This window comes from Acetobacter zythi, from assembly GCF_963921165.1.
In the GTDB taxonomy this organism is placed as follows: domain Bacteria; phylum Pseudomonadota; class Alphaproteobacteria; order Acetobacterales; family Acetobacteraceae; genus Acetobacter.
This window is the reverse complement of the sequence record NZ_CAWUEO010000001.1, coordinates 378245-398394: the sequence shown is the minus strand read 5'-3', so window position 1 is coordinate 398394 and position 20150 is coordinate 378245. Positions and strand designations below refer to the sequence as shown.

Below are 20150 nucleotides of genomic sequence, written 5' to 3'. Positions count from 1 at the left end.
ACCCCATGGGAGCGGAAAAGACGGCCCATTCCTATCGGGTGCGGCCTTCGCGCCACCATGCGGCAAAGAGCAGCATGAGTGCGAACACCATGGCAAGGGGTGCAGGCAGGAGTGGTATGGGGGTTCTACCCGTTACCAGATGTGCATCACGCTGCGCAAAAGCCAGCCAGTCATTCCCGTGCAGCGCGCCGGATGTGGCCAGTTTTGGCTCAGGTGTTCGCATGCTGGCTGTGGTATCGCCCAGCCAGAACACGCCGCCGCCGGTCATTCTGGCCATATCGGCCACACGGGTTGCGGTTGCGCGCAGGTCGGTCTGTTCTGGCGTGTTGTCCTGTTCGGGGGCTGCGTAGGTGGTGTGCGTACCATCAGAAATACGCCAGATACCAGAGTCCGTTATGGGCACATGGGCTGACTGCGTTCCTTCATCCCCAGCGGTATGCAGGGTTACAGTGCTGGTCTGCCCGGAGGGGGATGTGAGCGTTATGGCCGCAGCGGCTGGTGCGCCAATGCTGTGGCGGGTTATGTCAAGCGCGTCTGGGGTCATGCTGGCCGTAAGCTGCTCTTCCTCCAGTTCCGGCTCCTTCATCAGCCAGTGCGAGATACGGCGGAGCAGTTCGGCCTGTGGGCCGCCGCCATCCTCGCCTCGTGACCAGAGCCATATCTGGTCGGACAGGAGGAGTGCTATCCGACCCTGATCAACCCGGTCCAGCACCAGCAGGGGGCTGTTGTCCGGCCCGTTCATCAGCACTTCGCCGTGGGTGCTGTCGGGGTGCAGGGCGCGGTACCACGGCCCCCACAGGCCGGGAACGGCTGCGGGGCTGCCAAGCTGCGCATCGGCTTTTGGCGCACCCGGAAGGGACGCCGTAACCGGGTGCCTACGCCCTGTGTCTGTCAAGGTGGGGCGGAAGCGGCTGATGAGCATACTGCTCTGGTCCGGGGTAACGTGGGCGGGCAGCACATCGCCCACCGGGGTATCCTGCAAGGAACCCGGACCAATAAATTCTGGCCCGGCGGTCAGGAGCAGACCCCCACCACGGCGCACGAAACTGGCAATGTTTTCCAGATAACTGTGCGGCAGAATATGCCTGTTTTCAAAACCATCGAGAATGATCAGGTCAAACTGGTTAATTTTTTCCTGAAACAGTTCGCGCACGGGGAATGCAATAAGAGCCAGATCGGATAGCGGGGTGCCATCGTCCTTTTCAGGCGGACGCAGGATGGTAAAGTGGATCAGATCCACCGAAGGGTCTGCCTTGAGCAGCCTGCGCCAGACCCGCTCGCCCTGATTGGGGGTGCCCGAGATCAGCAGCACCTTCAGCCGGTCCCGAATGCCGGTAATACGGGCCACGGTCTGGTTGTTCAGTTGCGAGACTTCACCCGGCAATGCAGATGCGGACAGGCTGACCAGCAGTGGCCCCGGCTGGGTTACGGGAACGGTAATGTCCTGCGGTGTGCCACTCAGGACCGGAATACGCCGTGCTTCCTCCCCATTGATCCGCACACTCAGTTCTGCTGGAGTGCCAGCCTGCGTGCCCGGCCCCATGTCGTCCACCTGCACACGCAGTTTGGCACTCTGGCCTGCAATGGCGTAGGGAGGGGCCTGTAGAACACTCAGCTTGCGGTCTTTTTGCTCCTTGCTGGCACTGAGCAGAATGTGCAGGGGCAAAGTCGCGCGGGTGTTGGTGTCCAGCAGGGGGCGCAGGCGTTCGGGTATGGTGGTGGGCACATCGGCAATTTCACCATCCGTTACCATCATGGCTCCGGCAAACTGGGCGGGAGGAATGTCCGCCGCCGCCTGATCCAGTGCGTCAAACAGTTTGGTGCCGTCATGCGTGTTGCCACGCACGGTTACGGTGCGGATGTTCAGCCCGTCCACTTTGGTCTGGGCCAGTGTGTCTGCTGCCTGCCGGGCTATGGCGGCGCGCTGGTCAAGCGCCATGGAGGGGGACTGGTCTACGATGAGCAGCGCCGTCTGGGGGAGTGTGCGCCGCTGCTCATGGTAGCGTTGCGGCCCGGCCAGCCACAACAGCACCACACACACACCGCACAGGCGCAGAATGGCTCCGCCAGTACGGGTGAACAGCCCCCATCCGCACAGGGCCAAAGCCAGAAGCCCCAGCAGGGTGAGCACCCATAATGGCAGCAAAGGTGCAAAACCCAGAGAGGCAAAGAGGGGGGTCATGGCTTGTCCTCCAGCCGTTTGAGCAGCATGGGAACATGCACCTGATCAGCCTTGTAGCTGCCCGTCAGGGCGTAAATAACGGTGTTCAGCCCAAACCGGTACGCTTGCAGGCGCTGGTCACTGCCGCCGGGGATAACGGCAAATGGGGTATTGCCCGCACTGTCTACCGCCCATGCATGCGCCCAGTCCGCCGAGCCGATAATAACCGGGCTGACATCATCATTCTCGGCGTCTCCCTCCTTGGCGACCCATATGGGCTGGCCTGCATACCGGCCGGGAAAGTCGTGGAGCAGATAAAAGGTGTGGGCCAGCAGGTGGTGGTCGGTCATGACCACCAGCGGAGGCACTACAAGGCCGGTTGTCACCCGGCGCAGGGCAGCACCCGTGCCCGGTGCATCGGCGGTAAAAGTGGTGTCGGCAGCACTTGTGCCGCCATCTTGCCCTTGTGTGTCAATCAGCAGAATACCGCCATGCGCCATAAAGGTGTTCAGGGCTGCCGTCATGGCCGGGGTTGTTGTGGCGTCCGCTGTAATCGGCCAGTACAGCAGCGGGTAATAGCTCAGATCATCCGTGCCGGGGTGCACGGCATCGGGGTGCCCCATAACGGCGGATGTGCGGGCGTTTACAAAGTCGGACAGCCCCTGCAACCCGGCGCGGGAGGCGTCATCCACATCCTCATGCCCGGTGGCAATGTAGCCCAACCGGGTTTCCAGTGCTGCTGCGGGCACTTTGGCCGTGCTGTTCAGGTCCTGCGCATGAAGGGGGGCGGGTGGTGTGCCAAGGGTTGCAAACAGCACGAGCAGGGGGGCGGCGGCTTTGGGTGTTAAAAATTTGCCTGCGCGCATAAGGCCAACAGCCACACCGTCGAGCAGTAACAGAACAAGAGCGCCAAGCAGACAGTAACGCCCCAGTGGCATATCCGGCTTCTGGCCTGAAGAGTCGGTTATGGTGCCCACCGGTTGTGCCGGTTGCAGGCTTTGCAGCCCTGTGGCGGCATTGAGTGCCCTGTGTCCGTCCGCTGGGCCATACAGGCCGGGTGGGTGCATGGGGGAAACAGACGTTGTGGCAAAAACATTGCCCTGAATGCCCTGCGCTGTTGGTGGGGGTGGGCCTGCCATGCCCTCTCCATCCAGTGTTATGGCGGGGGCAAGCAGTGTGTTGTCCGCTGGAATGCTCAGCCCGTTGGCATGCTCCGTCAGGCGTTGCAGCATGCTTACAAACAGACCGGACAAGGGCAGGTTGGACCAGTCCGCCGTGCTGCTGACATGGAACAGAATAACCTCGCCCTTGCCCAGTTCCGCATGTGTCACCAATGGCGTGCCATCGGCCAGACGCGCCCATACATGCGTGCGCAGATCAGCCGAAGGGCTGGCCAGCACCTGCCGCGAAATTGTGACATCGGCTGGAATATCCAGCCCCCGGAAGGGAGATGTCTGCTCGAATGGGGCCAGTTTTTGCGGCGTGCCCCATGTCATGGAGCCACCAAGCTGGCGCGCGCCGTCCAGTAGAGGCACAGGTAGCAGGTTCTGGGCTGTGTCTGGCGCGTTGGGCATGGTGTCCGCATCGTGCTGGCTGCCAGCCAGTGCGGGGCCTGCAAAGCGGATGAGCGTGCCGCCGTTTTTTATCCAGTCCAGCACGGTTTTCTGGCTTTGGGCGCCCGCCAGTGTGCCATCAGGTGCGATCAGCACGGACAGGGGGCGGGCCAGCAATGTTTCCAGATTACCCTCATGCAGGTCGGACAGAGGGGCCAGTGCGCGGCGGAGGTAAAAGACCGAGCCGATGAGCGGTGTATCTGCCCCCCCGCTGGAGAGCAGGCCAACGGGGTGCAGGCGTGTGTTCTCGTCCAGTAGAACTGTGGTGGCGGCACTCGCGATGCCTTGTACGGCCAGCGTATCAATCCGGTTGCGAACGGTTATGGGCAGGTTAATGCGAACATCCGCCTGTGTGGCATTGGCAGCCACGGGTACGGGTACGACGGCCAGCGTGCCACCATCTGTTGCACGGGCCACCACATGCACAAGGCGGGGCTGTGGGGAGGGGAGTGTGATCAGGCGCGCCATAGCCCCGTCTGCTGCTGGGGTTGTGGGGGCAAGTGCCAGGCCAGCCTGAGTGGAAAAGCGGATTTCCTGCACGGTTCCGCGCGCGCGCAGGGCTTGGGCAAAGGCATCATCTCCGCTTTGGGCAACGCCATCGGCCAGATACACAACACGGGCAAAGGGCGTTGCGGGCAGGTGCAGGATCTGCTCGGCCATGCGTGCGCGGTCCACGGGCCATGGGCTGGGGTGGTGGCTGTTAAGCATCTGCCGCACAGTGGCTGCGGGTTGTGGCGTATGGGCCGGGGTTGCATCCTCCGCCTGTGGGGCAGTGCCCAATACCAGCACGCTGGATTGCGTGCGTTGTGCATCGTCCACAATGCTCAGTGCTGTGCTCAGGCGGTCAGCCCAGTCCGCAGCACTCAGCATTCCGTCATCAAGGACCAGCAGAACAGGGCCGTGGGTCTGCACCACATGGCGGGTGCCGGGAATAAACGGACGGGCAAACCCGATAACCAGTAACCCAATAGCCATAAGGCGGAGCAGCAGCAGCCATAGGGGGGAGCGTGCGGCTTCCGTTTCCTTCGGGCGTAGTCTGGACAGAAATGCAATGGGGGGAAAAACCTGCTGGCGCGCGCGTGGCGGGGTCGCACGGAGCAGCCACCACACAAGCGGCAGGCTGAGCAGGGCGAACAGCAGGGCGGGGGACTGGAAGATCATACGCGTTGGCTCATTTGGGCGTGGAGCGCCAGCAGCGTGGGGAGTGGTGGCGTATCGGTCTGGTGGTGTGCGAACACATGGCCAGACCGGCTTATGGTCTGCTCAAGCCACTGCTTGCGGGCCGTAACAAGGGCTGCGTAATCCGGGCGCAGGCTTTGCACGTGGGGCAATTCCAGCGGGGCCTCTCCCTCAAGACCGCAGAATTCGGTACGGCCGGAATAAGGGAGTGTGTTTTCGGCCGGGTCGCTCACATGCAGCACGTAGGCCCGTGCCGGATGGGCCGCCAACTGGCGCAGGCAATCGTGTAACGGGGCATCGGGGCAGAGCAGGTCGCTGGCAAGCAGCAGGCGTGTGCGCCGGGGCACAAGGGCTGGGGTGGGGAGCGGGGTAGACGTAGGCTCGGCACTGGCCGCCAGCCCACATAGCCCCAGCGCCAGCCGTTCCAGCGCGGAAGGGGCCGGGGGCAGGGGCACAATCCCGGAAGGGGAAAGAAGCTGGACCCGCTCACCATGGCGCAGCAGCAGGGCGGCCATGCTGAGCAAAAGCAGGACGGCGCGGTCCAGCTTGCCGGGCAGGGCGTTGGTGGAGCGCCACTGCATGGAGCCGGAAAAATCGCACCAGAGCAGTACGGTCTGTGCGGCTTCGGCTTCGGTTTCACGCACATGGGCGCGGGCTGTGCGGGCGGATTGCCGCCAGTCTATGCGGCTGACCGGCTCGCCCGGTTGTGCGGGGCGGTATTGCCAGAACGTATCCCCCCATCCAGCGCGGTGTTGGGGGTGCCTGCCCGATGCCAGTGTGGTGGCGATCTGGCTTGCATGGAGCAGAAGGTCCGGCATGCGCGTGGCCAGCGTTTGCGCGGCACAGGCCATATCCGCCGTGGCGGAAAGCGGGGGGCTTGCGGTGCCCGCCACACCGTGTTGCCCACCCGCCACGGTGCGGTTCTGGCCAAAAAACCGGCGTAGCAGAGTGGTTGGCGTCAGTCCGGACCGGCTCATGGGGTCAACCCAGAGTCTTGACCAGTCGGGCCACAATATCGTCCGTGGTCACGCCTTCAGCGCGGGCGGCAAAGGTGAGCGCCATGCGGTGGGCCAGTACGGGGCGAGCCAGAGCGGCAACATCGTCCAGACCGGGGGAAAGCCTGCCATCAAGCAGCGCGCGCGCACGGGTGGCCAGCATAAGCGTTTGTGCCGCTCGTGGGCCGGGACCCCATGCGATCTGCTCGCGCAAGGTGGCGTCGGGCGTGCTCTGGGGGCGTGCCGCGCGGACAAGGTGAACAATGGCGTCCAGCACTTTTTCGCCCACAGGCATGCGGCGGACCAGATCCTGGGCCTGCATCAGGCTTGGTGCGTCCATGACCTGCTGGACCTGCCTGTGCTGTGCGCCCGTTGTTGCCAGCAGCATGGCGCGCTCGGACGCGGCATCGGGAAAGGTCAGGCCGATCTGGAGCATAAAGCGGTCAAGCTGGGCTTCAGGCAGGGGGTAAGTGCCTTCCTGCTCCATGGGGTTCTGCGTCGCCAGCACATGGAAGGGCTGGGGCAGGGGGTATTCCACCCCGGCGACAGTCACATGGTGTTCCTGCATGGCTTGCAGCAGGGCAGACTGGGTGCGCGGGCTGGCACGGTTAATTTCGTCCGCCATCAGCAACTGGGTGAATACGGGGCCATGCACAAAGCGGAAGCTGCGGTGGCCGGTTGCGTCCTCGTCCAGAATTTCACTGCCGGTAATGTCGGAGGGCATCAGGTCGGGGGTAAACTGCACACGGCGGGCGTTCAGGCCCAGTACGGTGCCAAGGGTGGTCACCAGCAGGGTCTTGCCCAGACCCGGAGCGCCAACCAGCAGGGCATGCCCACCGGCCAGAACCGTGGTCAGCGTCTGGCGGATAATCTGGTCCTGCCCGAAAATGACGGTTGAAATTTCCTGCTGGACGGCGGCAAGCCGTTCACAGATACGATCTGCCTCCCGCACTTCTGGGGGGGAGGAAGGCTGTTGTGCCGGGAACGGTGCGTCTGATGTGGTCATGGATCCAGTCTGAATTACATGCAGGGCTTACATCAAGCGGGGTAAGCTCCCTATATCATTGTGCACAACACAAGGACACGTATTAACAGGATGGTGAGTCAGTGAAAGGTGAACAGGTAGGCGGCGCGCAGGCCCTTTCGTGCCACGATAAGCACGGGACCGATACCCCTGACGGAGCGGAAAACCGGCGTCTGCCTTTTTTGGTCAGGCGGGATGGCGTGTGGCTGTACCGTGGGTCCGAGATCAAGCGCAAGGCCATGTCCTGCCTGTTTGGCTCCCTGCTCACGCGGGATGCGCAGGGCGCTTACCTGCTACGCACCCCGTTTGAGAGCGGACTGATCGAGGTTGAGGATGTTCCCTTTTTAGCTGTGGAACTGGACTGGAGCGGCATGGGGCGCATGCAGCGCCTGAGTTTTCGCACCAACATGGACGAGGTGGTGGTGGCCGATGCCGAACACCCGATTCGGACCGTGTGGGACATCCCGCCTGAAGCCTGCCCCGAGGGCTGCCCCCCTTACCTGACCATACGGCAGGGGGAGGGGGCTTACCCGCTGGAGGCGCGCCTGTCCCGCGCGGTGTGGTACGAACTGGCGGCGCTGGCCGAGCCGGGGGCCTGTCAGGGCGTGCCCTGCATGGGTGTGTGGAGCTGTGGCTGCTTTTTTCCCATTGCGCGTATGCCGGTAGATAATGGTGAGGCCTGATTGGCTCATAAGCAGGTTGGAGCCGCCCCGGCAGGCCGCGCTGGCGCGCCTGTGGGCGATCCTGCCCGCCATGCGCCTTGTCGGCGGTGTTGTGCGGGACCTGCTGGCAGACCGCCCTATTGCGGATATCGATCTGGCCACCCCAGAACCACCTGAACAGGTGATGGAATGCCTGCGCGCGCAGAATGTGCATGTTGTGGCCACCGGCTTGCAACATGGCACCGTAACAGCCGTGCTGGATGGTGCTCCGTACGAGATTACCACACTCAGGTGTGATGTTGAGACAGACGGACGCCACGCCGTTGTACGCTGGACGCAGGACTGGCGGGCGGACGCATTGCGGCGGGATTTTACCATTAACGCCATGTCGGTCGATCGCGCCGGGGTGTTGTATGATTATTTTTCCGGGCAGGCCGATCTGGCGGCAGGGCATGTGCGCTTTGTGGGCCAGCCCGCGCTGCGGATACAGGAGGACGCACTGCGCATTTTGCGGTTTTTCCGCTTTTATGGGCGTTACGGACAGGGGCAGCCGGACCAGCAGGCCCTGCATGCCATAAGCAACGGTGTTGCCTTGCTCGATGCTCTGTCGGTCGAGCGGGTGTGGATGGAATTGCAGCGCATTCTGGCAGGGCCGAACGTGGCCGCAATTTTGGGCCTTATGGAAGGCACAGGCGTTCTGGCCCGTATATTGCCAGAAGGCCATACATTGGAGCGGTGTGTGCGGCTGCTGGACAACGGCGCACCGGGCAATGCGTTGCTCCGGCTGGCGGGGCTGAGTGCCGACCCACGCGCTGTTGCAGGTCGCCTTAAGCTGTCCCGCGCCCAGACCGGGCTGCTGGTGGCATTGGGCCGCCCCGCCCCGGTGCCCGATGCCAGCATGAGTGATGATGCCCTGCGCCGCCTTGTGGCGGATGAGCCGCATGATGTGCTGGAAGGGCGCGTATGGCTGCATCAGGCCGCAATGCCACGCACGGCTGCACAGAACGCGGTGTTTGCACAACTCAGGAGCCGGTTGCGCGGGATTGATGCGCCGGTTTTTCCCATAGCCGGGCGGGATGTACTGGCCATGGGCGGGCAGGCCGGGCCGGAGGTCGGGCGGGTTATGGGGCTGGTCCGCCAGTGGTGGCTGGACGGAGGGTGCCGTGCGGACGCGCATGCATGCCGTATGCACATAAAGCACCTGCTGGATGCAAAAGCAGCACAAAGCTGACCCTGGCCCCTTACATGCAGGGGGGAGAGGCTGGTAAAGACAGGGTATGACGTCCGAGCCTCATGCCGCCCCATCCGCTTCTTCCCGCCCTTTGCGGCCCGATGATACGCGCGCCCTGCTCAAAAGACTGTGGCATACGCAAATAAGCCAGTACCCCGGCCGCATTGCCACCGTTGTTGCCGTAACGGTGCTGACCGCGGTGCTGACTGCCCTTTACCCGCTGGTTATCCAGCGCGCACTGGATATGTTTGCCACGCGTGATCCGCGTATTCTGTATCAGGTTCCGCTTCTGGTGGTGGTCATTACGCTCGCCAAGGCTCTGGCCCAGTATGCACAGACCCTTGCAACACACGGGCTGGTTCTACTGGTGATCCGGGGTTTGCAGGAACAGATGTTCGAGCACCTGCTCCGCACCGATATTGCCCATGTGGAGCGCGAGGCCCCGGCCAAGCTGGCCGCGCGGTTTACCACGGATGCAGTTACCATTCGCGATGCCCTGATCCGCGCCGTAAGTTCCATGGGCGATGTGGTTACGGTTGTGGGGCTGATTATTTCCATGTTGTACATGGATTGGGAACTCAGCCTGATTGCGGCCGTGCTGTACCCCATTGCGGCAGTGCCCATCCAGCGGTTGGGCAAGCGTGTGCGCCGTGCATCGAACGGCATGCAGGAACGGGTGGGGGAAACCGCAGCCTTCCTGACCGAAAGTTTTGCACAGGCCCGCACGGTGCGTGTTTACAGGCTGGAGGAAAGCGAGAGCGCACGGGCAGAACTCTCGTTCGGCCATCTTTATCAGGCCATGCTGCGGATTACCCGTGGCCGCGCGCGGGTGGAGCCTTTGCTGGAAGCGCTGGGGGGTGCCGCAGTTGCCGCCGTGCTGGGTTTTGCTGGCTGGCGTGCAGCCATGGGGGGGGCAACGCTGGGCGATTTTTCCGGTTTTGTGGCGGCCCTGCTGCTGGCCTCGCGCCCGTTGCGCGCTTTGGGTTCGCTTAACGCTGCGTTGCAGGAAGGGCTTGCCGGGCTTGTGCGTGTGTTTGCCGTGGTGGACGACCCCCCCGCAGTCACGGACAGCCCACAGGCCCGTCCGCTGCCTGCGGGGGGCGGACACCTTGTTTTTGAGAATGTCCGTTTTGTTTATGCTGATGGCCGCGTGGGGCTTGACCACCTGAGCTTTGATGCCCGGCCGGGAAGCACGGTTGCACTGGTTGGGCCGTCCGGGGCGGGCAAGTCCACCGCACTATCCCTTGTGCCCCGGCTGCATGATGTCTCGTCTGGCCGTATTCTGCTGGACGGCATGGACCTGCGGGATGTGCAACTGGAAAGCCTGCGTGGCGGCATGGCCTATGTCAGTCAGGACCCGTTGCTGTTTGACCTGTCTGTCCGGGACAATATTCTGATCGGCCGCCCCGGAGCGTCCGATACCGAGGTGGCGGCGGCAGCCCATGCCGCAGCGGCGGCAAAGTTTATTCAGGCTCTGCCCAATGGTTATGACACGCAGGTCGGCCCGGGGGGGCAGCGCCTGTCTGGCGGGCAACGCCAACGCGTGGCCCTTGCCCGTGCCCTGTTGCGCAACCCCCGCCTGCTTTTGCTTGATGAGGCCACCAGTGCGCTGGATAGCGAGAACGAGGCTCTGGTGCAGGACGCACTGGCTACGCTGCGCAAAGGACGTACGACTCTTATTGTCGCACACCGCCTGTCCACCGTGCGCTCGGCCGACATGGTTGTGGTGATGAAAGAAGGGCGCGCCGTGGAATGCGGCACGCATGATGATCTGATGGCCCATGATGGACTTTATGCCCGTCTGGTCAGGACACAGGGACTGGACCGCTAGATAAAGCGATGGCGGTTTTGCAGGTATAACCGCAAATTATAGGCATAGCGGTCCATGTGGCGCTTGATGCAGGGGTATGAACGTGCCACATACTGACCGAACTGGTCGGTCAGCGGACCTGGCCGAAAAAAATGCCGCGCAGGATGTGTTGGAGAGGGCAAGGAACAGAATGGCCGACGACCATAACGAGCAGTCTTTATCATCCCCCCCCGCGCCGGAGCAGAGTGGGCCTACGGACCAGCCCACGGCTGACCAGCCGCAGGCCAAAAAAAGCAGCCGGGGCAAGGTCATTCTTTCAGGCGTTATCGGCTGTCTGGTTGTGGCGGGCGGGCTGTACTGGTTCATGACCCGTAATGAGGTGGAAACGGACGATGCCTTTACCGCAGGTCGTTCCGTAACCATTGCCCCCCATGTTGGTGGCTACGTGACCGAACTGCTGGTGAACGATAACCAGTTTGTGCGCAAAGGGCAGATTCTGGCCCGTATTGACCCGCGCGACTGGGAGGCGGAAAGGGATAAAGCCGCCGCACAACTGGCCAACGCACAGGCAGCCGCACAGGCGAGTGACATGATGCACCGCGTGGCGTTGCTGGAGTTCCCCGGTAAGCTGTTGCAGGCACAGGGGCAACTGGCAGACGCCAAGGCCCAACTGTTCAAGGCGGAAACGGACTACCGCCGCCAGCATGGTGTGGAACGCGCGGCCACTTCCCAGCAGGATATAGACTATGCCAAGGCCGCACTGGAGGCGGCGCAGGCACGGGTCATGGCGTCCGAAGGTGCGGTGCAGATGGCCCAGCCCGTTCAGCCGAATATTGAAAACGCAGCCGTGCAGATTTCGCAGCAGGAGGCGCAGGTCAAAGCCGCGCAGGCTGGTCTGGTGTCCGCTGCGCTGAATGTGGAATGGACTGTTATCCGCGCTCCTCATGATGGCTGGATTTCGCAGCGTAACGTCGAGCAGGGCAACTTTGTCCGTCAGGGCCAGAGCCTGTTTGCCATTGTAGAGCCGGAAGTCTGGGTTGTGGCCAACTACAAGGAAACACAGGTTACCAGAATGCGCCCCGGCCAGAAGGTGGATATCCGGGTGGATGCTTACCCAAGCCTGAAGCTGCACGGGCATATTGATTCGTTGCAAAAAGGCACAGGCGCAACCTTTAGCGCCTTCCCGCCTGAAAACGCGACCGGCAACTACGTAAAAATCGTGCAGCGTTTGCCCGTTAAAATCCTGATTGATGATGGCCTGAACCCCGACCAGCCTTTGGCCCTTGGCCTGTCGGTCGAGCCAACCGTTCATGTGGATACGCAGGGCCATTCCGATGCGCCCCCGCAAGGTGGCGTGGATAACGGTGGGCAGGTTGCTCCATGAGCGCACAGGCAGGCGCTGCCGCGGCGGGGTGGAAACCAAAATATAATCCGTGGACCGTGGCTTTTGTGGTGACCATGGCCGCGTTCATGGAAATTTTGGACACCACCATTGTCAACGTGTCCCTGCCGCACATCGCGGGCAGCCTTTCCAGCACGTATGATGATTCCACCTGGACGCTCACCGCCTATCTGGTTGCCAATGGCATTGTGCTCACCATTTCTGGCTGGTTGGGAAAAGTGTTTGGCCGCAAACGCTATTTTCTGATCTGTATTACCATGTTCACCGTATCGTCCTTTTTGTGCGGTATGGCGACCAGTCTGGGTGAACTGGTTGTTTTCCGTCTTATGCAGGGCTTTTTTGGGGGCGGGCTTCAACCCAACCAGCAATCCATTATTCTGGACAGCTTTCCACCCGCCAAACGTGCGGCGGCATTTGGCCTAACTGCTATTGCTGCTGTTGTTGGCCCGGTTATTGGTCCAACGCTTGGGGGGTGGATTACGGATAACTTCTCATGGCGGTGGATCTTTTTCATTAACGTGCCATTTGGTTTTCTCACCACGCTGGGGGTTATGGCTGTGGTGGAGGACCCGCCATGGGCGCAAAAGCAGAAGGCCCCGGTGGATGTTATTGGCATTAGCCTGATCACTCTTGGTTTTAGCTGTCTTGAGGTCATGGTGGACCGTGGGGAGGATGCCGACTGGTTTGGCTCCACCTTTATCCGCATTATGGGTGTGCTGGCTTTTCTGGGTATTACGGGTGCTGTGTTCTGGCTGCTCCATACCGATAAACCGGCTGTGGACCTGCGTGTTTTCAAAGACCGTAATTTTGCCGTGGGTACAGCCCTTATGGGGGCCATGGGGGCGTTGCTGTATGCATCGGCTATTGTGGTGCCGCAGTTTGCCCAGCAGGTCATGGGGTACACCGCAACGCTGTCTGGTCTGCTGCTTTCCCCCGGCGGGATGGCCGTTATTGTGCTGATTCCCATAGTGGGTAAGCTGATGACCCTGACCAGCGTACGCAATGTGATTGCCATTGGCTTTACGCTTATGGGGTTTGCCTTGTTCTATTCGGCCCAGTTGCTGCCATTGCTGGATTTCAAACATCTCATGCTGTACCGCATGAGCCAGACGGCCTGCCTTGCATTTTTGTTTGTGCCGCTCTCCACCATTGCTTATTCAACCATTCCCGAACGGTTGAACCCCGATGCCTCGGCCCTGTTCAGCATGGCGCGCAATGTGCTGGGGTCACTGGCAATTTCTGGCGCAACCGCGTTGCTAACCGAGCGCAAACAGGCACATCAGGCCTATATGGTGCATTGGATGACGCCCTTTAACCAGCCATTCAATGCCTATCAGGATCAGGTGCGGCAGGCGGCAACGGCGCGTGGCGCGCCGGAGGGGCTGGCCGATGCCGTGGCGCAACATACCCTGTTCAAGGAGTTTTCGCGTCAGGTGGCCATGTTGTCCTACAATGAGGTCTTCATGATTTTGGGTATTGGCGCGTTCTTGTGCGTGCCACTGTGCTTTCTGCTTTCCCCCCTTAGGGGAGATGGCAAAGCCAAAGGCGCTCATTAAAAAAATAGCGGGCCATGCACAGGGTTTCAAAAAAAGCCATTGGTCGGGGTGTGTATTTCCCGAGCAATGGCTTTTTTGTTGGGTCGGCTGGTTGCGGGGGAGGGGGGAGCGCCCTCCCGCCGTGGTTTAGGATGCTACGGCAAGGTGGGCAAAAACAGGAACTATCTGTTCATAGACCGGCTTTTTGAAACCAACAGCACAATCGGGCAGGGTTTGCAGGTCAATCCACATCCATGCATCAAATTCGGCAGGCAGGTGGCTGTTCAGGTGGATGTCTGCTTCCGTGCCGGTAAAGCGTAGGGCAAACCATTTTTGGGTTTGTCCACGGTAGCGCCCGCCAAGGGCGTGGCCAATCAGTGCAGCAGGCAGGTCATACTGGATCCACGCCGGGTGTTCTGCCAGAATACTTACCTGAGTAGTGCCAAGCTCTTCCCCCACTTCACGCAGGACAGCGGTGCGTGGGTCTTCCCCCTCGTCTATTCCGCCTTGTGGGCATTGCCATGTCCCTTGCGAAAGAGGCCCACCCGCACCGGGCATATCCGTCCGGCGGGCAATAAGCACGCGGCCTTCAGCATTAAAAATCAGTGCGCCTACATTGGGGCGATAGGGCAGTGTGTTCGGGTCAACCGGCATTAGTGCTGCCCCCCCATCATACGTGGGGCCGGGTTGGAGAGGTTGACGTGCATCTGCCCGTTACTGGCTGGTTGGGGCAGGCTTGCCGGGTCCGGTGGCTGGATAAGCTGGCTGACCGGCACCAGCGTTATGCCCACATCCTTAAGGTGGGGCAGCCACGCCCGCAGGCAGGCCAGTGCTACGGGGCGCAGGGGGCCAAGCACGCCAATGGCGCGCCCGTTCTGGCGGGCAAGCTGCTGGAGTTTGAGCAACTGGATGTCAATATTAACGATATCCTCGTCGGTATTGATGCTCACATCAGCCGTGCCGACCGCATTGCTGCTGTCAATATGGGTGTCGGGGCTTGCATTCAGGTAAAGCAGGCCACGCTGGTCCAGAGCGGACAGAATGGATTTGAACCCGTTGGAACTGGAAAACCCGCCACCATTTTGCCCGTCAAAAGCATTGGTAACCCCCACATAGCCCGCCAGATGGGAGAGGGACCAGTTCAGGTTATCCATATTCTGCTGGGTGGAGAGTAGAACGCCCAATGCTTTTGGGCCTTCGCTGTCGGTCGCACCGTCTTTGCCTGCATCACCTGTTTTACCCGCCTCTCCCTGCATGGGTAGGGAGAGCAGGAGTTCGTGCTGGTGCTGGCGGGCTGCATCCATAATGGCATCCGGGTCCGCTACATAGGGGGAGACCGCAAGCGATACCTGACCGGGCAGGGCGGCAATGGCGTCCTTGGTCAGGTCTTCGGACTGGCCAACACCATCAACCAGCAGTGCCACCATGGGGGCGCCGGGGGGCACGTCTACCGTAGGGGCTGCATAAACTTGGCGTGGCAGGGCGCCATGGAGGCCGCGCTTGGGCAAAGGAAAACCACCGGGGCCAACATTTTTTTCCAAAAGACTGGCCTGTGGGGGAGGAATATTGACCAGATGGGCCGCAGAGGCGGTTTTGCTCCCCGGCTCTGCCACCGTATCAATATCATCCCCTCCGGCAATCAGGTGGGGTGGCCCCATAATCTGGAGTGCCAGAGCCAGAACAGCCGTTGCCGTAAGGCAGCCCCCCCAGAAGCGGATGAACAACCGACCATTGGCCGGAAGCTGCTGCCATAGAGGGGGTGTCTGCATGACCACTGCCTTTTGCCTGCTATGCGTTAGTTATGAGCCGAACAGTCGGTCTTGGCCGCTGGCTTGACCGGCGGCAGAGATGCCGTGGGGTCGGGCGCTGGCAGACCAGCCATAGACCGCACAACACGCAGGCCTTCTTGGAGCTGAAAGTCCGTATTGGGCTTATTGTATTCAAATTCCGGCCAGTTGGCGGGGGGCTGGTCAGGAATAATCTTGGCAATGGCAGGCAGGTCCGTGCGTGGCTGCGCCTTGGTCTGGTTGCCGCCCTGATTTTTGAGAATATGTTCCAGATCGGCTTCACGCAGGCTGAAAGCGGGGTCTTCGCGCGTTTCCTTAACCACAATATCAGGCGTAATACCCAGCGCCTGAATGGAGCGGCCCGAAGGTGTGTAGTACCGCGCGGTGGTCAGGCGTACCGCCCCATTGCCGGGAATGGGAATAATGGACTGCACGGAACCTTTGCCAAAGGTACGTGTGCCAATCAGCACGGCGCGGTGGTGGTCTTGCAATGCGCCAGACACAATTTCCGAAGCCGAGGCCGAGCCACCGTTAATCAGCACCACCATGGGCAGGCCATCGGTAATATCGGTTCCGTGGGCATCCCAGCGCTGGCTATCCTTGGGATGACGGGCACGGGTGGAAACAATCTCGCCCGAGCGGATAAAGCTGGAGGAGACCTCTACCGCCTGATCAAGCAGGCCGCCGGGGTCATTACGCAGGTCAAGCACCAGACCGCCCAGCTTGCCACCGGCCTGCTGCTTGAGGGCGTTATACCCCTTGAGCAGTTCTTTTTCCGTGGTTTCGTTAAACTGGGCAATGCGCAGGTAGCCAATCCGGTCGTACAGGGCGGATTTGACCACATCAATATGAATGATCTCGCGTGTAAGGGTGACCGTAATGGGCTTGGGTGTTTTTTCGCGCACAAGGGTCAGGGTAATTTTGGTGTTGGCCTTGCCGCGCATTTTTTTAACCGCTTCATCCAGCGGTGTGCCGTCTATGGTGTGGCCATCCACGGCAATAATGTAATCTCCGGGTTTGATGCCAGCCCGAAAGCCCGGCGTGCCATCAATGGGAGAAACAACGCGGATATGCCCATCCTGCTGCTGTAGCTCCAGCCCAAGGCCGCCAAATTCGCCCTTCATCTGGACCATCATGTCATCATACTGTTTTTGGGTCATGTATGAACTGTGGGGGTCCAGACCGCTGAGCATACCGTTCAGGGCGTTGGTGATCAGGTCCCGGTCGGAAACAGGCTCAACATAGTCGGCCCGGACCAGATCCAGCACCGTGCCAAACAGGGTGAGCAGGCGGTAGGTTTCTGCGTGGTTGGTGGTGGGGGCGGCATCTGGTGTCGCACTCTGGGCCTGCGCCGGAGTGGCCAGAAATCCCGCACCGTTGTTGTGTCCGGGGTGAAAAGTCAGGGCAAGGCCGGTCATGGCTGCGGCGCCGAGCATCAGACCTGTGCGGAACTTCATGCGATCTTGTCTCCTGTCGCAGGGCTTTGGCCCGTGCGCTTGTTCTTCCTGTCTTTTCAAATGCGCGCACCCAACCATGGTTGGGTCCGTTGCGCGCCGTGCCGGAGCATGGCGGCATAGTGCCCAAGACTAGCGTGTTCCGCAACGAAGGGGAACAGCCAGAGAGCGCAACCCGCCTCACTCTTTACAGAAAGGGGGCGGGATTGACGGTTTTTTGTCCGTTACGCAACTGAATGAAAAGTGTGGCGGAACTGCCTGTTGCACTCATGTGTCCCAGTGGTGCGCCTTTTGTCAAACTCTGCGCGGTGTCCACGCTTAGCTCGGAAAGTCCAGCAAGAACAAAACGGTAGTGCCGCCCACAATTCAAAATCACCATCTGGCCGTAGCTGCGGAACGCTCCGGCAAAGTCCACGCTGCCAGAGCAGGGCGCGCGCACACTTGCCCCCGGAGGGGTGCGGTAGGTCAGCCCCGTGGTGGGGCCAGAATCGCTGGCGACCCCCCAGCCCGAAACCAGCCTGCCCGCAACAGGCTGCACACCAGCCCCCGTGCCACGTTCGGCCAGACCCGGCCCTTCGTTCTGGCTAAGGGTCGCTTCCTGCTGGCGGGCGGCCCGCGCCCGTCCGGCCTGATGGGCCTGTTCGGCAGCGGCAATTTCGCGCTGCAAGGCGGCGCGTGCGGTATCTTCCAGCGCGTCCAGCCGGGCAATGGCGTCCTGCAAGCTGGAGGCCCGCTGGGTTGCGGCCAGCAACTGCTGGGCAGCACTTCGCGCCATTCTGCTGGCCTGTTGCTGGGCAATACGGGCAAGGGCCGCCTGCTGGCGCACTGTATCGCGCTGCTGGCTCTGGTTCTGCTTCAACCCCGCGAGTGTGGCATACTGGGCCGAGAGGTCTTTATCCACGCTGCTCAGGCGTGCCTGCTGGGCGCGCATGGCCTGTGCCTGCACCTCCATCTGCCGCGACAGACCTTTCAGGATTAAAAAACCGGTTACCGCATCCCCCTGCGGCACGGGGGCGGCCAGCAATGTGTCTGACGGGTAAAGCGACAGGCGCTCGGCCAGTGGCAGAATAGGGCCAAGGGCTTGGGCATTGGCGCGTAAGGTAGCCTGTAGGTTCCGCTGCTCATCCCGGATTGCGCCAATGCGCTCGCTCAGGTCGGATATCTGCTGTTCCGTATCGTGCAACTGGCTTGTGGCGGTTACTGTTGCAGCAGACAGGGCCAGCGCCTGATTTTTGGCCTGCGCGGCGGCTGCCTGTGCCGCATCGTTTTTGAGGCGTGAGGCCTCAATGGCTGCGGCCTGCCGGGTTTTTTCCATTTCCATGGCCTGGTGCTGCGCACGGGCGGCGGCTACGGCTTCCTGCGCCTCCAGAACGGAATGGCCCTGCCTGCCCCGTGCGGTGGTGTGGGCATGCGCCAATGTGTCCGGGGTGGTTGGGAGCGTGTGTCGTTTTGTGTGTGGGGGGGCGGAGCCTGCCTGCCGCGCCCGGGCCGTATGTGTTGTGCCCGCGTGTTCAGCACCCCATGCCAGCGGGGGGCAGAGCAACCCTGCTCCGAGCAGGAGTGCGGTGGCCCCGGCCAGCTTTCTGCGTGTTTTGGCAGATGGGCTTTGGGTGCAAAAAGGTGGCCGGGGGCTGGTCATTCAGTGCGCAAGCAGGGATTGGCCTGTCATTTCGGCGGGTTTGGGCAGGTGCAGAATGTCCAGCAAGGTGGGGGCAAGGTCCGCTAGTTTGCCGCCATCATGCAGTCGGCCTGCTTTGGCCCCAGCGACAATAAAAGGCACAAGGTTAAGTGTGTGGGCTGTGTGCGGGCCACCGGTCTGCGGGTCTTTCATGGTTTCGCAGTTACCATGGTCTGCGGTTACCAGAAGAACGCCGCCTGCTTCTTCCAGTGCGCGTGCAATGCGGCCCAGTCCGGTATCCACTGCTTCTACCGCTGTAATGGCGGCGGCCAGCACCCCGGTATGGCCAACCATGTCCGGGTTGGCGAAGTTGAGAACAATCAGGTCGTATTCCCCGCTTTTTATGGCGGCTACGGCTTTGTCGGTCAGTTCGGGGGCGGACATTTCGGGTTGCAGGTCGTAGGTGGCCACTTTGGGGGAGGGCACCAGAATGCGGTCTTCGCCTTCAAACAGTTTTTCGCGCCCACCGTTCATGAAGTAGGTGACGTGGGGGTATTTTTCGGTCTCCGCCATGCGGAGCTGGCGCAGTCCGGCCTGTGCCACCACCTCGCCCAGCAAATTGATCAGTTCCTCTGGCGGGAACAAAACGGTCATGCGGCCTGCCAGTGCATCGCTGTAATGGGTCATGGCAAGGGCTGCGGCAAAATGCACGACTTTGCCGCGCGCAAACCCGGCAAAGTCTGGTTCAAGCAATGCATCCATCAACTGGCGGATACGGTCCGCACGGAAATTGAAGGAGAGAATACCGTCTCCATCCTGCATACCCGTATAGCCATCCAGCACTGTGGGAAGAATGAACTCGTCCGATACATCCTGCGCGTAGGCCGCACTCACAACCTCTTCTGGCGTTTTGGCCTGCGGGCCTGTTGCGCTGAGCAGGGCGTTATAGGTTTTTTCCACCCGGTCCCAGCGCTTGTCGCGGTCCATGGCGTAATACCGGCCAGAAATGGTGGCAAGCTGCACAGCAGAAGGCAGTGCTGCGCGGAGCTGTTGCAGGTAGGTTGCGGCCGAGCGGGGGGCGGTGTCGCGCCCATCGGTAAACAGGTGGAGTGCTACAGGCACCCCTGCGTCACTGACAATGCGGGCAAGGGCTGCCGCGTGGTCCTGATGTGAATGGACCCCCCCGGCGGAGATCAGCCCCATAAGGTGGCATGTGCCTCCAGTTTTTTTGAGCGTTGCAATAAAATCGGTCAAAGCCGGATTGCTCGCCAAAGACCCATCCGCAATGGCGGCAAAAATGCGGGGAAGTTCCTGCATGACCACCCGGCCCGCCCCGATGTTAAGGTGCCCAACCTCCGAATTGCCCATCTGCCCTTCAGGCAGGCCCACATCCTCGCCGCTTGTGCGCAGAAAGCTGTGCGGGTTTGCCTGCCACAAGCGGTCAAAATTGGGCGTTCTGGCCAGATGCACGGCATTGTCCGACGGCTCTTCCCGCCAGCCAAACCCGTCAAGAATGACCAGCATGGCGGTGCGCTTTGGGGGGCGTTGGGTGGATGGCATGGAGTTGGACCTCATTCTTATGTTTTTTGGTTATGGCATGAATAATGCCACCAAAACGCGGGGAAGATAAAGAGGTCACGGGGCAGGGGTGCTGTAGGCATAAAAAAGGGGTGGTGGAA

14 protein-coding genes are annotated in these 20150 nt (G+C 61.3%); 5 read left to right on the top strand and 9 right to left on the bottom strand.

Annotated features, from left to right (window positions below; translation table 11 throughout):
• Positions 1–31: 31 nt before the first annotated feature.
• Genes AABE20_RS01935 through AABE20_RS01920 form a run of 4 tightly spaced genes read right to left on the bottom strand, consistent with a single transcriptional unit; the run spans position 32 to position 6954 of the window.
• Positions 32–2182, bottom strand: coding sequence for a VWA domain-containing protein (locus AABE20_RS01935; protein WP_338331578.1), 2151 nt, complete (start codon positions 2180–2182; stop codon positions 32–34).
• The gene (locus AABE20_RS01930) at positions 2179–4935 is read right to left on the bottom strand and encodes a DUF4159 domain-containing protein (protein ID WP_338331577.1); all 2757 of its coding nucleotides are present in this window, start codon (positions 4933–4935) and stop codon (positions 2179–2181) included. Before AABE20_RS01930 ends, AABE20_RS01935 begins: the two co-directional genes overlap by 4 nt.
• Positions 4932–5930 carry a DUF58 domain-containing protein gene (locus tag AABE20_RS01925; protein WP_338331576.1) on the bottom strand — a complete coding sequence of 333 codons (999 nt, stop codon included), beginning with the start codon at positions 5928–5930 and terminating at the stop codon, positions 4932–4934. The genes AABE20_RS01930 and AABE20_RS01925 overlap by 4 nt, the downstream gene beginning before the upstream one ends.
• Before the next feature lie 4 nt (positions 5931–5934).
• A complete protein-coding gene (locus tag AABE20_RS01920) occupies positions 5935–6954 on the bottom strand; it encodes an AAA family ATPase (protein WP_338331575.1) in 1020 nt (339 codons plus the stop codon).
• 191 nt (positions 6955–7145) lie between these two features.
• Here AABE20_RS01920 and AABE20_RS01915 point away from each other — a divergent pair, with 191 nt between their 5' ends.
• From AABE20_RS01915 to AABE20_RS01895, 5 genes are all read left to right on the top strand, one after another.
• A complete protein-coding gene (locus tag AABE20_RS01915; protein WP_338331857.1) occupies positions 7146–7655 on the top strand; it encodes a DUF1285 domain-containing protein in 510 nt (169 codons plus the stop codon).
• Positions 7642–8865, top strand: coding sequence for a CCA tRNA nucleotidyltransferase (locus AABE20_RS01910; RefSeq protein WP_338331574.1), 1224 nt, complete (start codon positions 7642–7644; stop codon positions 8863–8865). The genes AABE20_RS01915 and AABE20_RS01910 overlap by 14 nt, the downstream gene beginning before the upstream one ends.
• Before the next feature lie 46 nt (positions 8866–8911).
• Positions 8912–10696, top strand: coding sequence for an ABC transporter ATP-binding protein (locus AABE20_RS01905; protein ID WP_338331573.1), 1785 nt, complete (start codon positions 8912–8914; stop codon positions 10694–10696).
• A gap of 169 nt (positions 10697–10865) precedes the next feature.
• A complete protein-coding gene (locus AABE20_RS01900; protein ID WP_338331572.1) occupies positions 10866–12059 on the top strand; it encodes an HlyD family secretion protein in 1194 nt (397 codons plus the stop codon).
• Positions 12056–13633 (top strand): DHA2 family efflux MFS transporter permease subunit, encoded by a 1578-nt coding sequence (locus AABE20_RS01895; RefSeq protein ID WP_338331571.1) that lies wholly within the window; start codon positions 12056–12058, stop codon positions 13631–13633. The genes AABE20_RS01900 and AABE20_RS01895 overlap by 4 nt, the downstream gene beginning before the upstream one ends.
• A 126-nt stretch (positions 13634–13759) precedes the next feature.
• Here the strand turns inward: AABE20_RS01895 and AABE20_RS01890 are convergent, their stop codons facing one another.
• The 5 genes from AABE20_RS01890 to gpmI form a co-directional block, all read right to left on the bottom strand.
• Positions 13760–14266 (bottom strand): RNA pyrophosphohydrolase, encoded by a 507-nt coding sequence (locus AABE20_RS01890; protein ID WP_338331570.1) that lies wholly within the window; start codon positions 14264–14266, stop codon positions 13760–13762.
• Entirely contained in the window at positions 14266–15381 is a 1116-nt protein-coding gene (locus AABE20_RS01885; protein WP_338331569.1) for a divergent polysaccharide deacetylase family protein, read from the bottom strand. The genes AABE20_RS01890 and AABE20_RS01885 overlap by 1 nt, the downstream gene beginning before the upstream one ends.
• 26 nt (positions 15382–15407) lie before the next feature.
• A complete protein-coding gene (locus AABE20_RS01880) occupies positions 15408–16856 on the bottom strand; it encodes a S41 family peptidase (protein WP_338331568.1) in 1449 nt (482 codons plus the stop codon).
• Between the two features lie 184 nt (positions 16857–17040).
• On the bottom strand, positions 17041–18492 hold the full coding sequence (locus tag AABE20_RS01875; protein WP_338331567.1) for a murein hydrolase activator EnvC family protein: 1452 nt from the start codon (positions 18490–18492) through the stop codon (positions 17041–17043).
• A complete protein-coding gene (gpmI, locus tag AABE20_RS01870) occupies positions 18493–20031 on the bottom strand; it encodes a 2,3-bisphosphoglycerate-independent phosphoglycerate mutase (protein WP_338331566.1) in 1539 nt (512 codons plus the stop codon).
• Positions 20032–20150: the final 119 nt, after the last annotated feature.